The organism is Colwellia polaris, assembly GCF_002104515.1.
Lineage (GTDB): Bacteria > Pseudomonadota > Gammaproteobacteria > Enterobacterales > Alteromonadaceae > Cognaticolwellia > Cognaticolwellia polaris.
Genome location: NZ_NBOE01000001.1, coordinates 432,786 through 448,643, shown reverse-complemented (window position 1 = coordinate 448,643; position 15,858 = coordinate 432,786). Strand labels below are relative to the sequence as shown.

The following is a 15,858-nucleotide window of genomic DNA, read 5'->3' as shown; positions in this document are numbered from 1 at the left end:
ATCCTTTTGAATATGACATCCATTAAAATCTAAAAATTTTATTATTAACGTTTGAGCTAACTAAATTTAGCTCTGAAGACGCTGACGTACTATTTCAAACAAGCAAATACCTGTTGCCACAGATACATTTAAGCTTGAAACACTACCAGCCATCGGTAATTTCACCAATTGATCACAATTTTCACGAGTTAAACGACGCATGCCTTTACCTTCTGCGCCCATAACTAATGCCATTGGGCCAGCTAGCTTTATGTCGTAAAGACAAGTATCGGTTTCTCCCGCAGTTCCGATGATCCAAACGCCCATTTGTTGTAAGGCTTTCATGGTTCTAGACAAGTTAGTTACTTGCACTAATGGCACACTTTCCGCAGCACCAACAGCTACTTTTCGAACGGTTGCTGTTATACGAGCAGCATTATCTTTTGGTACGATAATCGCTTGCACACCAGCAGCATCAGCATTACGCAAGCAAGCACCTAAGTTATGTGGATCTGTAACGCCATCGAGTATCAACAAAAATGGCGCTTGATCTTTGCGCTCCGCCTCAGCAAGAATATCTTCTATATCAGCTTCGGTAAATACTTTACCAGGTTTCACTCGAGCCACTACGCCTTGATGTTGTTCGCCTTCACTTTTATCATCAAGCACTTTACGATTAGCCATTTGTGCTGAGATACCGTATTGTTGCGCTAGATTAATAATCGGCATTAAACGGTCATCTTCACGACCTTTGAGTAACCATAATTCGATAAACCTTTCTGGTGCATGTTCCATTAAGGCTTTTACGGCATGAATGCCAAATACTAATTCTTCTTGCTTCGCCATAAACTTAATTCTTTCTCTATTAATTACTTTATTCTCGTTTGACTCAATCGTGAGCTAAACGGGTAAGATATTTCGCTGTAGCTAAACGCATGACAATATAAACAAGTTTAACGGCTAAGCTTATAACAGAATTACCGTTCTAGCCGTTATCATTCATTACTACAATTTATTCAGCAGCTTTACGTGCATTTTTACCTGGACGTTTTTTTCTTGCCTTGCGCTTTTTAGCTTTCGCTGTAGTTTTGTCGCCTGTTTTAGCTGATTTTTTAGCTGGCTTGGCTTTTTCATTAAAATTAGCTTTCGCTTCTTTTGACGCTGATTTATCTGCCGAACGTTTACCGCGCTTATGCTTATCCGAGCTTTTGCTTTTCGCTGCTGGCTTAGCACGCTTAATAACAGCGTTAGCACCAGCTAGCGCTAAATCAATTTTTTTCTCATCTAGGTTAACCGCAGCAACTTGCACTTCTACTGTATCGCCAATACGATACTTAGCGCCGCTATTTTCACCTGTTAAGCACATACGCACATCATCAAAATGATAATAGTCATGACCTAGTGAGGTAATATGGACTAAACCTTCAATATGTAAATCGGCTAATCGCACAAATAAGCCAAAGTTAGTCACGGTAGATATTACGCCGGTAAAGGTATCGCCAACGTGATCTTGCATATATTCACATTTAAGCCAATCTGAAACATCGCGAGTAGCATCATCTGCTCGGCGTTCAGTCATCGAACAATGTTCACCCAACTCGATTACAGCTTCTGGCGTATAATTATGTGCGCCAGCATTTGCTTCATCTTTAGCTTGTTCATCTAAAATAGCTTTAATGACACGATGCACAACTAAATCAGGGTAGCGACGTATTGGTGAAGTAAAATGACTATATGATGGCAATGCTAAACCAAAATGACCAATATTATCGCTTTGATAAACCGCTTGGCGCATGGAACGCAATAGCATAGTTTGAATAAGCTCTTGATCAGGACGGTCGGCTATTTTTTCTAAGATATGGCAATAATCTTTTGGCTCAGGTTGCTCTTTTCGTTCACCCATAGATGACAGGTCAAGCCCAAGCTCGTTAACGTAACTTAAAAAGTTATTATATTTATCTTCACTCGGCTTATCGTGAACTCGAAATAAGCCTGGTTTTTTATGTTTTTCAATAAACTCTGCTGTAGCAACGTTAGCTAAAATCATACATTCTTCGATGATTTTGTGAGCGTCATTACGCACCATTGCCACAATAGATGCTATTTTTCGGTCACTATTAAAGAGGAACTGAGACTCTGTGGTTTCAAAAGCAATAGCACCACGCTTTGTTCTTGCTTTACTTAGCACATGATACATAGCATTTAAGTTATCTAAATCAGGGATCAATGCTTGGTATTGGCTGCGTAACTCGGCGCGATAATCTTCGTCTTTTTGCTCAGGGTTCACACCTAAAATTGTCGCGACTTTACTGTAAGTAAAACGCGCTTTAGATCGCATAACCGCAGGGTAGAATTTTGAACTGGATAAATCACCCGCCGCACTAATACTCATTTCACAAACCATACACAAACGATCTACGTCTGGGTTGAGTGAACACAGGCCGTTAGAAAGTTTTTCCGGCAACATAGGAATAACTTGGCTAGGAAAATAAACCGAATTACCACGAGAAATAGCTTCTTCGTCTAATGCGGTTTTATCTCGAACATAATAACTAACATCTGCAATTGCAACCCATAAAGTCCAACCACCATTAGGGTTAGGTTTACAATATACAGCGTCATCAAAATCTCGCGCATCTTCGCCATCTATGGTGACTAAGGGTAAGTCACGTAGATCTACTCTCGGTGCTTTTGCTGACTCCTCAACTTCATCAGCAATACCACTCACTTCAGCTATAACTTCAGGCGAAAATTGATTTGGTAAGTCGTGCTCACGCAAGGCAATTTCAATTTCCATCCCCGGAGCCATATGCTCACCGAGGACTTCAATCACTTCACCCACGGCATTCGAACGTTTTGTCGGTCTTTGAGTAACATTAACCACAACAACTTCACCGTGACGTGCACCCATTTTTTTATCTGGTTGGATCAAAATATCTTGTTGAATACGTGCATCGTCGGGCACAACACAAGCAATATGATGGTCAACATAAAATCGCCCAACTACGCCGGCAGTTCGAGGTTTAATAACATCGAGTATTTTAACTTCTTTGCGACCTTTTCGATCGGTGCGATCGATTAATATTGCTTCAACAATATCACCGTGAATAACACGCTTCATTTCATAAGAAGAAATGTAGAAATCTTTGTCACCATTATCAGGTGTAAAAAAACCAAAACCATCACGATGACCAATAACCTTGCCTGTTAGCACATCGCTGCGTTTGGCTATGGTGTATTGTTTAAATTTATTAAAAACAATTTGACCACTATTTTCCATGGCCCGTAAGCGATGCTTTACCCCAACTTGCATATCTTCATCGGTATACTTTAATTGCTTAATAATGGCTTTAAAGGTAGGGGGAATATTTGATTTTTCGATCAGCGACAATAACAATTCGCGACTTGCTACAGGCTTATCATATTTGTCAGCTTCACGCTGTTTGTGTGGGTCTTTTTCGGTCACATTTATTCGATAATGGTTTTTTTTGTAGTATATCGTAGATTAACGCTATACCCAAGCAAGATAAATGTTTGAGACCATAACAAGTCAGTGCATTATTTTGCCGACCCAAGCGGTTAATACTTTCCGTTACTGGCCGCGTTAACGACTCGTTCAGGCATTTTTTTCGCTAATTTAGCCAAATGCTGTGCGATAGCTTTGTGCTGTTTTTTATCGTCAGTGACTGATTGATGCAATTGGCTATATAGCTGTGGAAAATCTAACGGGCTGCCATGCCCTGCTAGATACAAGTCAGCTAACCTAAGCTGAGCCTTTAAATTATTTAATGCTGCAGACTCCTTTAAAAAAGTAACAGCCTGATTAATATCGATCTGTACAAACTTACCAATATGATAATAACGGCCTAATTGTTCTAAGGCTTCAGCTAACCCTTGATCAGCCGATACTTGCATATAGTGCAAGCCCAGCGGTACATCTTTTTTTACACAAACGCCATAAGCTAGCATATCACCCCAAAGAAATTGGTACGACGGCATTTGAGACTTTACCGCACGTGCTTCAATATCTTGTACTAATTGACAATCATCAATAACAACTTGGCTTAGGTGTTTGTTTTCTTTGATTAAATCAAGTAGTACATTATCACTATATATCTGCACAGCCGTTAACTCAGCAGCCGAAACACTTAGAAACTGTGTAAAAGATAGTAAAGTTGCTATCAGTAGTTTTTGTGTCGCTCGCATATTACCTCTTTGTACTATGGTGTTTTTTATCTCTTTCATTATGTATCGACCAGTTACCTAATTAACTTAAAAAATAATTATTAAGTTCATTCAGCGGTATCGCTTTTAATAAAAAGTTTAACAACAAACAGAAAAACTCGCTGATCGCATGAGTCAAAATTTAGCTTAACTAATGAGTCTAACAAGCAAATATAATACCATTAAATACTGTCAAATTTTGTACACGACCGCTTTGCTGTTGAATGTTTGTTGCTAAAACGCTCTCCTACAACTTGGAATATACTTGCACTCTTAAAGATAAAATATAACAATGGTGAAGATCTGAGCAATCTGGGCGCGTTTAATGTCGCAAATTCATCAACTAATTGAAAATTCGAAAGTCAACGAAAGTATTGCCCGTAAGCTATTCGAAATAGAAACAGAAGTACTTGCTTGTCAATCTAGCGAGGAGCTTTTAGAACGTTTACTTGGTTTAATTCAAACTAAATTTCAATTGTCTGGTATTTCATTGCTGCTTGCAGATCCTACGCCTATTAGTTATCTGATCAATGGTAATTTGCAATCTAATTGGCATCAAAAAAACACTTCTCAAATATCTGCCAAAAAATTAACTTTACTGCACATAGACAAGAAGCCAATGTTGACTAATCAACTAGCGCAATTAGACGCCATAGTGCCAAAATCATTGTTAGTTGGTGCAAAATCGGCAGCGTTAACACCATTATCTTTAGAAGGTAAATTATTCGGCAGTTTATTATTTACTGATAAGTCATCTGAACGGTTTCATCAAGATTTAGGGACTTTTCATCTAGAGCAACTCGCGGTCAAAGTCAGTCTTTGTTTGTCGAATGTATTAATTCGAGAGCAGCTTCAATATATGGCGCATTATGACCGGTTAACAGGTGTCGCTAACCGCCGTTTAATGGAAGTTTGTATCGCTGAAGAAGTGATTCGACAACGTCGATATGGCGTGCCTTTTTCATTGTTATTTATTGATTGTAATAAATTTAAAATAATAAATGATACTTACGGCCATGATTGTGGAGACAAAGTTTTGACTTATGTGGCAACACAATTACAGGAACTCGTGCGTGAAAATGATAAATGCTTTCGCTATGCCGGTGATGAATTTGTTGTTGTGCTTGCGAGTCAAACACTTTTAGAAGCCGAACAAGCTAGTGATCGTTTATGTCAGTTTTTTGATAATAACCCTATGCCTTACCAAAATGGCCGACTGCCGGTGAGTATTAGTTGTGGTGCTGCTGCAAGCAGTGGTGCTGAAACCATGGACGAACTATTAAAAACCGCTGATAAGAACCTCTACATCAATAAAAAAGCCAACAATGGCATGGTGTTTAAGTTATAAATTAAACTTTTCTGCAAAAATGAATTTCCTTTTATTAACCAAGGACTATTATTAAGGTATCTGTTCTAAATAATTGTATTATGATAATAAAAGTTAGTATCAATGATTTAAAAAAAGGCCACTTTGTTGTCGATATTGTTGAACAGCAAGGTACATATAACCTAGCCCGCGCAGGACATATTAAAAGCAATGATATTATTCTGGGTTTACAAGCTAAGGGGGTTAACTCGGTATTAATTGATACGACAAAAACCATAGATGAAGCTCTCAAGACAAACCTTCCAGAACAATTAGAAAAGTCAGGTCCTTTAATCCTCGAAGTTGCCAAAGCTAAAAATATTTTTAAACAATCGAAACAAATTCAGCAACAAATATTGCTTGATGCTCAACAAAACCGACCGATTGATCTTGCACCTATTATTGAGGTGACAAATCACATTATTACCGCAATATTTAAAAACCCTGATGCTTTAGTTTGCGTAATAAACATCCGCGACAAGAGCCAGTATTTATTAGAACACTCTGTCTCAGTTTCTGTACTTATGACAGTTTTTGCACGTTTTTTAAAAATAGATCGTGATGTTACTCAACAGCTTGCTATTGGCGCATTTCTGCATGACGTAGGAAAAATTAAAGTCCCAGATAAATTGCTCAATAAAGTAGATAAATTAACCGAACTAGAATTTGAAGTGATTAAAGAACATGTCAACCATTCCATTGATATTATTAAAGCTATTCCGGATATTTCTGAGCTAAGCTTAGAGGTTGCGGCACTCCACCATGAACGCCTAGACGGTTCAGGTTATCCACAAAAATTACATCAAGATAATATCTCAAACTACGGTGCCATGATCGCCATATGTGACATTTTTGACGCACTAACAGCAGAGAGCTGCTATAAAAAAAATTATAGTCCAATTAAAGCATTCGGTATTTTAAGAGGCTTAGCGCTTGACGGTAAGCTGATGCCAAGACTCGTTGATTTATTTATTAAGTGCTTGGGCGTATACCCTGTTGGCAGTATTGTAGAGCTTAATTCCCAACGCCTAGCCATCGTTGAAGGGAGAAATCAAGACGACCCTATTAACCCTAAAGTGCGTTGCTTCTATAATATAAAATATCACCGATACATTATGGCTAAGAATATTGATTTAGCGAAAGAAGCCGACTTTATTATTCGAGGCGTAAACCCTGTAGATTATGATATCGATCACAATCGTATAATCGAATTTTTATTACAAGAAGGGTAATCACTGTAATAGATTTATAACAGTGTAATGGTAAGCTTTAATCACTAAAGCTTACCTTGAAAAGGGCTAGTATTAGATATATTAACCCTTAAAACTAACGGTTTATTTTCTAAAGTCCACCATTGCTTGAGCAGCAAAGTATGCATACATAGTATAAATAGCGGTATTAACTTTTAACGCTGCTGGATCAACTTTGTCTAAAGTATCATTTTCAGTATGGTGGTAGTCAAAATAGTTAGAACCATCGGGAGCGAAATCAATGCTTGGCATGCCCGCATCACTTAATGCGCTCATATCAGATTGTCCTTTTGCGTTGTTCTCAGGCGATAACGCAACACCTAAAGGTGCTAAATACTGTGCTAATTCTCGTATCGCATTAAGTGACTGTGCACCAACACCTGGGGTCATTTTATAGATACGGCCTATACCAAAATCCCATTCAGCACCAATAACATGTGAGTTCATATTATTTTTATGCACTTTGACATATTCTTTTGCACCCAATAAGCCTACTTCTTCAGCGGCAAATAAGATAACGCGGATAGTGCGTTTAGGGCGTTCAGGTAATTGGCCAATATGATGTGCTGCTGCCATAACCATACCTATGCCTAAGCCATCATCTAACGCGCCTGTGCCTACATCCCAGCTATCTAAATGCGCACCTAAAGAAACAATTTCTTCTGGAAACTCACTACCGGTAAACTCACCAATAACATTTGCAGATGTTGCAACAACTTCTGCATCAGTTTTAGCGGTCATATGCAGATATAAACTTACTGCTTTACCACGTTTAAGTTGGTTGACTAATAAGTCAGCATCAGGGTTAGATAATGCCGCTGCCGGAATTTTTTTCACTTGATCTTTGTAACGCATAACGCCGGTATGAGCCGTACGATTATTGTCAGTTCCAACTGAGCGCATAACAAGTGCTGACGCACCTTTTTGTGCCGCCACTACAGCACCGCTAACGCGTGTACCAACTGCCGGGCCATATCCTTCGCCGTCAATATCGCGATCCATTTGATAAGAAACAAACGCAATTTTACCATTAAGGCTATTATCTGGCGCGGCTTTTAAATCAGCAAACGTTTCAAAATGGGCAACATCAGCGGTCAAACCTTCTTTTTTCGTAGCAATACTGCCACCAAGTGCTAAAACCACTAAGTCGTGTGGATAAGGAGCTACTATGCGCGCTTTTGCTTCACCACGTAACCAGTAGCTACCCGTAACGTCTTCAGACCAAACCTTATCAAACCCTAAGGTTTTCATTTTATTTATTGCCCAAACAATTGATTTTTTGTCACCTTCAGAGCCCATTAATCGATGCCCCACTTCTGTGGTTAGAGATTCGATTAATTGGTAGGATAAATCAGACTGCAGTGCCGTTTCTTTAAGCGAATTCATTTGCGCTTGTTGTTCAGTACTTAATTGTTGCGCTGATGCAAATAAGCTAGTCGCGCTTATTAACAAAGCTAAATAGGTACTGGTAATTAATTTTATTTTTGAGCTCATGTTTTTCCTTAAATCAATTGTTTTTTCAGTTTGCCATTAATGGTAAGTATCTATAAAAGCCGATGAACTTACAATGAATTCACTTGAATCAGCTGATAATACTGAATAAAAATATGCAGTAATTGTAAAGATTTACTGCCCTTAAATACATAAATAATGACCTTTGTAGATTTTATTTATAAGTCTGTAGTTTGTTTGATGACTAACTCGAATGTCAGCTTATTTAAAGATCAAAAAAGCCGACATCGTGTCGGCTTTTGCAAAAAATTATTGTTCATTAAATAGAGAATGAAGAACCACAACCACATGTGGTTGTTGCGTTGGGGTTGTTTACTAAGAAACGACTACCTTCTAAGCCTTCAATATAATCAACTTCGCCGTCAACTAAATACTGTAAACTCATTGGATCGATCACCATAGTAACACCTTGTTTTTCTATGGTCATATCACCATCATTTACTTTTTCATCAAAAGTAAAACCATAAGAAAAACCAGAACAACCGCCACCTGTAACGTAAACACGTAATTTCAAGTTTGGGTTTTCTTCTTCGGTGATCAACGTCAATACTTTAGTCGCCGCAGCGTCGGAAAATTTAATCGGTAATTCAGGATTTGACATAAAACTCAACTTAATACAGGTTAACTAGGGCAATTATCTTAAACTTGACTGTTTTAGTCAAGTATTATGGCTGACTCTGGGTAATATTATCTAGACTTTTGGACCATGGATAACTTTGATCGATACGGTTGTATTGCTGCCATTTACTTTTAGTTAATATCGCAGCAACATGAATAGTCTCAGGTACAAAATTTTCTGGCAAAGTAAGCTCCCCAGAGATAATTTGAAAGTACTGGAAGCTAAATGATAAGTCTTTTTTCTCTAATGTAGACAACTGAGATAAAGCAATACTGCTTGGCTTATTATCTAAACTACCAGTAATTGACAGTTCAATGTGACCTTTAGCATAACGTTTACGCAATAGTTGCTGTACAAGCACCACTTGAAAACGATAATGATTTGGGCTCTCTGATTTTGTCAAACTTACACCATCAATAACTAAACCATTAGCTTGTTTTTCCGGCGCCATAACTTTTTCATAAAAAGCCAGCTCCTTTTTTACTTGGTAATGCGCTTGCTCAATTGACTTTAACGTTTCCTGGCTGCGACTGTTCGCCATACGTTCAACTTCTAGCTCAACTTCTAAAGTATTAATACGCTGAGTTTTCTCCACTAATTGTTGATAAATAAAATCTAACCTAGTTTGTTGTTGTGCCAATGTTTGCGTTTGATAACCATGATAAAAATTACCAAGGCGATATCCACAAAATAGTAATATAGAGACTATAACTAAAAGTAAAATCGCTGATCTAAATGCTCCTAAGCGTTTTACTATCGTGTTGAAATTTATTTTTGCTAACCAATTCATTTGAAAAGTATTATGATATCCAGAATGTCTGTAAATATGCCCAATAAAAATAATACAATATGAAGACAATCATTCAGCTTAAAAAGCGTCTTGCTCTCCCCCAAACATCTTGGCAGCTATGCTTACTAGCGGCTATTGGTGGTTTTGCATCGGCAATGCTGGTGGTGCTTTTCATATTCGCCATTGAAGGCGTTCAATCACTTTTTATGAACGAAAAAGATGACTATAACAGTTTAACTGCTTTAAGTCGTTTCCTATTACCCATAATTGGTGCAGCCGTTATTCTCTTCTTTGCTTGGCTTACGGGTTATAAATATATTCGAAGTGGTATTCCCTTTGTGTTGCATCGCTTAAAAATTGCAAATGGTGTTATTCCTTTTCGTAACACCATTAATCAATTCATTGGCAGTGCTGTCGCACTTATTTCAGGTTTTTCGGTTGGTCGAGAAGGCCCTGCTGTGCATTTAGGAGCAGCATGTAGCAGCTATATCGGCAATAAATTAAATTTACCTTATAACGCAATTCGAAGTTTAAGTGCTTGTGGTATTGCAGCGGGCATTGCTGCTTGTTTCAATACGCCTGTGGCGGCTGTTTTGTTTGTTATGGAGGTTATTTTAAGGGAATATAAAGTACATATTTTTATTCCTGTTATGATTGCTGCAATTGTTGGATCTTTGACAACCAGTAGTATCTTTGGTCCCTCACATGAGTTTGGCCACTTTATTGCTATAACGTTAACTACTGACCATTATTTTTCTTTAGCTGTACTAGGCATGGTATTGGGTGTTATTGCATTTGTATTTAATCGCCACTTAATTCTAATCATAAAGCATAGCGCGCGTTTTCATATTGTTCCTCGTATATTGACCGCAGCCTTAATTACTGGAGCACTGGGATATACTGTACCTCATGCAATGGGCACTGACTTAAGTGCTATTAATTTTTCTTTGCAAAATAATTTTGAGCTACAGTTATTACTAGGCTTATTAGTAGCTAAAGTGCTCATGACGGTTTTTGCTTTGGGTTTAGGTATACCAGGTGGCATTATTGGTCCTATCTTAGGTATTGGTGCAATTGCTGGTATTTGTGGTTCTGTTATCGCCACGTATTTTGTGACCAGTGATATTTCCGCCAGCGACTTTGCCTTAATGGGCATGGCTGGTTTTATGGCCGCGACACTTAATGCCCCTTTAGCAGCTTTACTGTGTGTAGTAGAAATGTCGAACCAAATTGAAATTATTGTTCCTGCTATGGTTGTAATCACCAGTGCTTGTGTGTTCTCAGGACAATTTTTTGGAAATCGCTCGATTTTTATTATGCAACTAGAAGTACAAGGTCTTCCTTATCGAAGACCTCCGCTTGAAAAGTCATTACAGCGTATTGGGGTGATCGGGGTTATGGATGAAAACTTTACCTTGTTAAATGACCCAAATGAGAAAGCCATTACCTTAGCATTAGAGCATCAAGCAGATGCACAAAAAGATCAGCTTATTTGTAAAGTCACTGGTAAAGGTGAAAAAAATGGTTTTATTTTTTATCAGCAAACTACCAATAATATTGATGATACACCCACAATAGAAAAACATTGGCTTATACCTCTTTCTAGTCAATCAACATTGGCAGAAGCTTACTTATTATTAGTAAAGCAAAGAAAAGGGGGAGTTTATATATATCAAGATAATCCTGAGCAAATTATGGGTATAATTACCTTTGACTATATTCGTTCTTATCTCTTAAAAGGAAAAACCAATAAATGACAACCATTCTTTGGCTCAAAGCTTTTCATGTTTTTTTTATGGTTGCTTGGTTTGCAGGTATATTCTACTTGCCGCGTATTTTTGTAAATCATGCAGAATCAAACGAACCATTAGTGCAGCAACATTTTAAAGGTATGGAGCGTCGCTTACTTTATTTCATCACACCTTTCGCTATTTTCACCGTATTACTTGGTATCGCAATTATTATTCAATATGGCTATGCTTGGTTTGTTGCCGCTAAATGGTTACACATTAAAATTAGTTTAGTTGTGCTATTACTGATCTACCATGGCTATTGTTTTAAACTAGTTAACACTTTTGCGGCAGACAAAAACACACGTTCTGGAAAGTTTTATCGATTTTTTAATGAAATCCCTGTGATTTTAATGCTCGCCATCATTATTTTAGTTTATATAAAACCTTTTTGAGTATTGGCTAAATAGCAAACAGAAACATAGGACAAATTAGATAATACATATTTTGCTTTTGACTTTTGTGCTATATTTCGCAGCGAATTTTCGCTGTCGTTTAAAAACAACAGCCCACTATTTAATATGAATAAAACCACATCCCAATTTAGCGAATATTCGCATTGGTAGTTCTGTTTATAATTTAGGTATTATCTATGATGAAATTTGAAGGAAACCATATCTTATCTGTATCACAGTTCGATAGAGAAAGCATTTCCCGTATTCTAGAGATTTCAACGCTCATGGCACCATATGCCATGCGAAAAAAACGCTGTCATGTGCTTGATGGTGCCATTTTAAGTAATTTATTCTTTGAACCCAGTACTCGAACACGCGTTAGTTTCGGCACTGCATTTAATTTATTAGGCGGCTTTGTTAGAGAAACCGTAGGCCAGGAAAACTCGTCCTTATCCAAAGGTGAATCTTTATTTGATACTGCACGTGTGATAAGTGGTTATTCTGACGTAATAGCCATGCGCCACCCTGCAATGCACTCGGTCGCAGAATTTGCTAAAGGGAGCAGTGTACCAGTTATTAATGGGGGCGATGGTGCAAACGAGCATCCGACTCAAGCTTTATTAGATTTATTTACCATTCAGTCAGAAATGGCACGCTACGATATGGGGCTTGATGGCCTGAATATTGTACTAATGGGTGACCTTAAGCACGGTAGAACTGTACATTCATTATCTAAATTAATCAGCTTATACAATAATATTAAAGTCACCATGATTGCACCCAAAGCATTACAAATGCCAGATAGTGTTGTAGATGCACTCATTAATGCTGGCCATGAAGTTGTGATGACGGATAAAATTGAAGGTAACTTAGCGTGTGATGTTATCTATCAAACTCGCATTCAGCAAGAACGGTTTGCTAGTAAAGATGAAGCTGATTTGTACCGCGGTCATTTCAGTTTAAACCGACAAATTTATCAACAATACTGCCATCAACACACGGTTATAATGCACCCGTTACCACGCGACTCTCGTGCTGAAGCAAACGAACTCGATATCGATTTAAATGATCTTGATAATTTAGCTATATTTCGCCAAGCGCAAAATGGGGTATTAGTACGTATGGCTTTATTTGCCTTGAGCTTAGGTGTTGAAAACAGACTTAGCCATTATGAAAAGCCGGTTACCTGGCACACAAATAAATACTAATTTTAGCCTCGCTGTAGGTTACATTAACAATGAGTAGAACATTATGACAAAAAATTCTCAGCAATTATTTACTGAAGCCCAAGGCGTAATTCCTGGTGGCGTAAACTCTCCCGTTCGAGCATTTAATAGCGTTGGTGGTATTCCGTTATTTATTAAAAAGGCCCAAGGTGCATATATTTTCGATGCTGAAGATAAGAAGTATGTCGATTATGTAGGTTCTTGGGGCCCAATGATATTAGGCCATAACCATCCTACTATTTTAGAAGCTGTCATTGAAACAGCACAAAGTGGTCTGAGCTTCGGCGCACCTACCGAGTTAGAAATAACGATGGCTGAAAAAGTACGTGAAATTGTTCCTTCAATGGAGAAATTACGTATGGTAAGTTCTGGTACTGAAGCCACCATGAGTGCCATTCGGTTAGCACGTGGCTTTACCGGCCGTGATAAAATATTAAAATTTGAAGGCTGCTATCATGGTCATGCTGACTCTCTATTAGTTAAAGCGGGCTCGGGCATGCTAACGATGGGTGTACCTAGCTCCCCAGGCATACCTGAAGATGTAGCAAAACACACATTAACAGTTAGCTATAACAACATTGAAGAAGTTAAAGAGATTTTTCAAAAATTTGGTGATGAAATTGCCTGTATTATTGTCGAGCCTGTCGCAGGTAATATGAACTGTATACCACCAGTTGCTGGTTTTTTAGAAGGCTTACGTACTATTTGTGATCAATACAGCAGCGTTTTAATTTTCGATGAAGTGATGACTGGCTTTCGTGTTGCTTTAGGTGGTGCCCAAGCCCATTACAATATAGTGCCAGATTTAACTACACTTGGAAAAGTTATCGGTGGTGGCATGCCTGTTGGCGCATTTGGTGGCAAAAAAGAAATCATGGACTATATTGCGCCTGTTGGGCCTGTATATCAAGCAGGTACACTATCAGGTAACCCTATCGCTATGGCTGCAGGTTTAGCATCGCTAAACGAACTCTGTAAGGGTAATAAGCATCAATTACTTAGTGATACAACCGAAAAGCTAGCAATGGGCTTGAAGGCTGCCGCAGAAAGAAACGGGGTATCTTTAGCCATTAACTATGTCGGTGCAATGTTTGGCTTCTTTTTTACCACTGAAACAGACATCACATGTTTTGCGCAAGCCACGGCTTGTGACGGTGAGAAGTTTAATCGATTCTTTCATTTGATGTTAGAGGAAGGCGTGTATTTAGCACCATCTTCATTTGAAGCAGGTTTTGTTTCAACAGCCCACGGTGAGGCTGAAATTGAATTTACTTTGGCAGCCGCTGATCGTTGTTTCGCTAAGCTATAGCTTGAATTAAATAGCTTAATTACAAATTTTGTAGTTGCTAGAAAACAAAAAAGGTAAGCATTATGCTTACCTTTTTTAACTTCTAATGCTTGAATAACTGTACTAGTTAATCTGGCTTTCTCGATTTAATAGCTCGTTAAATTAGACACTTAAAGTATCAAATCGCAACCGAACTAATCTTGCTTGTTTTTTACAACTGACAAGCTTGGCTTTTTCGCTTTAGAGTTTTGACCCGTACTATCTGTACCTGATGTTTTGGCATCGACTTTGCTGTCTACCGCTTTCACCGAAGATATTTTTGCTTCTGGCTTTGCAGGTGCTTCAACTATATCGTCTTCAACAGGGTGCTCAATTTCTAGCGAAGTACCGGCACCATTTTCTTTGGCATAAATGGCAGCTATCGCGCCATAAGGCACGCTCATATGTTCTAGTTTGCCACCAAAGCGAGCACTAAGTTCTATAGTATCTCCAACCATAGAAATACTACCAACTGCAGAAAGAGATACATTCAACACAATTTGACCGTCATTAACATAAGACATTGGCACCATAACGCCATAAACATTAACGTCTACTACGATGTAAGGTGTTAAGCCATTATCTGAGATCCAGTCATAAAAAGCCCTAACAATATAAGGCTTAGTTGATGTCATCGTGTTTGTCATGCTTTCGTACTTAAACCGGTGCGCCAAAGCGTAATTCACGCTCAGACTCAGTTAAAGATGCTTGAAATGACTCACGTTCAAATACTTTCAACATATAAGATTTTAGTTCTTTAGAACCTTCACCTTCAAGCTCAATACCCATTACTGGTAAACGCCATAATAACGGTGCCAAGTAACAATCTACTAAGCTAAACTCTTCACTCATAAAGTAAGGAGCTTCGTTTAAAATAGGTGCAACACTTAATAAGCTTTCTTTAAGTTCTTGACGAGCTTTAGCCGCTGCATCGGCAGGACCATTGTAGATTGTTTTAGCAAGGCTATACCAATCTTGCTCAATGCGATGCATCATTAAACGACTACGACCACGTGATACTGGATATACCGGCATTAATGGTGGATGAGGAAAACGCTCATCTAAGTATTCAATAATAATTGATGCTTCGTAAAGTGCTAATTCGCGGTCAATTAACGTCGGCACAGTTCCGTAAGGGTTTAAATCAAGTAAATCCTCAGGTAAATCGGCTAAGTCAACCAAATGGATGTCAACACCGACACCCTTCTCTGCCAACACAATGCGGGTTTGATGACTGTACATATCATCTGCATGCGAATATAAAGTCATAACAGAGCGTTTGTTTGCAGCTATGGCCATAATGCCTCCAAAAATCTTTAATTAAAAAAACTAACAAAGGGGGCCAAAGCCCCCAATAATATCTAACCTTTACACTATATT

Annotated in this window: 14 protein-coding genes; 6 read left to right on the top strand and 8 right to left on the bottom strand. The window is 38.3% G+C overall.

From position 1 onward, the window contains the following. Window positions 1-66: 66 nt before the first annotated feature. The 3 genes from rlmB to B6A32_RS02070 form a co-directional block, all read right to left on the bottom strand. A complete protein-coding gene (gene rlmB / locus B6A32_RS02080; RefSeq protein WP_085301086.1) occupies window positions 67-825 on the bottom strand; it encodes a 23S rRNA (guanosine(2251)-2'-O)-methyltransferase RlmB in 759 nt (252 codons plus the stop codon). A gap of 166 nt (window positions 826-991) precedes the next feature. Continuing rightward, on the bottom strand, window positions 992-3,445 hold the full coding sequence (rnr, locus tag B6A32_RS02075) for a ribonuclease R (RefSeq protein WP_085301085.1): 2,454 nt from the start codon (window positions 3,443-3,445) through the stop codon (window positions 992-994). A gap of 113 nt (window positions 3,446-3,558) precedes the next feature. Further along, entirely contained in the window at window positions 3,559-4,224 is a 666-nt protein-coding gene (locus B6A32_RS02070; protein WP_233131296.1) for a tetratricopeptide repeat protein, read from the bottom strand. 304 nt (window positions 4,225-4,528) lie between these two features. On the opposite strand from B6A32_RS02070, the gene B6A32_RS02065 reads away from it, so the two are divergent. After that, the gene (locus B6A32_RS02065) at window positions 4,529-5,551 is read left to right on the top strand and encodes a GGDEF domain-containing protein (protein WP_085301084.1); all 1,023 of its coding nucleotides are present in this window, start codon (window positions 4,529-4,531) and stop codon (window positions 5,549-5,551) included. Window positions 5,552-5,631: 80 nt separating this feature from the next. Further along, a complete protein-coding gene (locus tag B6A32_RS02060; RefSeq protein ID WP_085301083.1) occupies window positions 5,632-6,801 on the top strand; it encodes an HD domain-containing phosphohydrolase in 1,170 nt (389 codons plus the stop codon). Between the two features lie 102 nt (window positions 6,802-6,903). Here the strand turns inward: B6A32_RS02060 and B6A32_RS02055 are convergent, their stop codons facing one another. From B6A32_RS02055 to B6A32_RS02045, 3 genes are all read right to left on the bottom strand, one after another. Continuing rightward, window positions 6,904-8,313: a M20/M25/M40 family metallo-hydrolase gene (locus B6A32_RS02055; protein ID WP_085301082.1), complete on the bottom strand. Its 1,410-nt coding sequence runs from the start codon at window positions 8,311-8,313 to the stop codon at window positions 6,904-6,906. Between the two features lie 277 nt (window positions 8,314-8,590). After that, a complete protein-coding gene (gene erpA, locus B6A32_RS02050) occupies window positions 8,591-8,932 on the bottom strand; it encodes an iron-sulfur cluster insertion protein ErpA (RefSeq protein ID WP_085301081.1) in 342 nt (113 codons plus the stop codon). 64 nt (window positions 8,933-8,996) lie between these two features. Next, a complete protein-coding gene (locus B6A32_RS02045) occupies window positions 8,997-9,740 on the bottom strand; it encodes a DUF6776 family protein (protein ID WP_085301080.1) in 744 nt (247 codons plus the stop codon). A 59-nt stretch (window positions 9,741-9,799) separates the two neighbouring features. Here B6A32_RS02045 and B6A32_RS02040 point away from each other — a divergent pair, with 59 nt between their 5' ends. From B6A32_RS02040 to hemL, 4 genes are all read left to right on the top strand, one after another. Beyond that, window positions 9,800-11,497 carry a chloride channel protein gene (locus tag B6A32_RS02040; protein ID WP_085301079.1) on the top strand — a complete coding sequence of 566 codons (1,698 nt, stop codon included), beginning with the start codon at window positions 9,800-9,802 and terminating at the stop codon, window positions 11,495-11,497. Next, window positions 11,494-11,925, top strand: coding sequence for a CopD family protein (locus B6A32_RS02035; RefSeq protein WP_085301078.1), 432 nt, complete (start codon window positions 11,494-11,496; stop codon window positions 11,923-11,925). The genes B6A32_RS02040 and B6A32_RS02035 overlap by 4 nt, the downstream gene beginning before the upstream one ends. A 197-nt stretch (window positions 11,926-12,122) precedes the next feature. Then, entirely contained in the window at window positions 12,123-13,133 is a 1,011-nt protein-coding gene (locus B6A32_RS02030) for an aspartate carbamoyltransferase (protein WP_233131295.1), read from the top strand. 43 nt (window positions 13,134-13,176) lie between these two features. Further along, a complete protein-coding gene (hemL, locus tag B6A32_RS02025; RefSeq protein WP_085301077.1) occupies window positions 13,177-14,460 on the top strand; it encodes a glutamate-1-semialdehyde 2,1-aminomutase in 1,284 nt (427 codons plus the stop codon). Between the two features lie 173 nt (window positions 14,461-14,633). Here hemL and B6A32_RS02020 read toward each other — a convergent pair whose 3' ends face one another. After that, complete coding sequence (locus B6A32_RS02020) at window positions 14,634-15,125, bottom strand: ClpXP protease specificity-enhancing factor (protein ID WP_085301076.1); 492 nt, start codon at window positions 15,123-15,125, stop codon at window positions 14,634-14,636. Window positions 15,126-15,135: 10 nt separating this feature from the next. Beyond that, on the bottom strand, window positions 15,136-15,777 hold the full coding sequence (gene sspA, locus B6A32_RS02015) for a stringent starvation protein SspA (RefSeq protein WP_085301075.1): 642 nt from the start codon (window positions 15,775-15,777) through the stop codon (window positions 15,136-15,138). Between the last annotated feature and the right edge of the window lie 81 nt (window positions 15,778-15,858).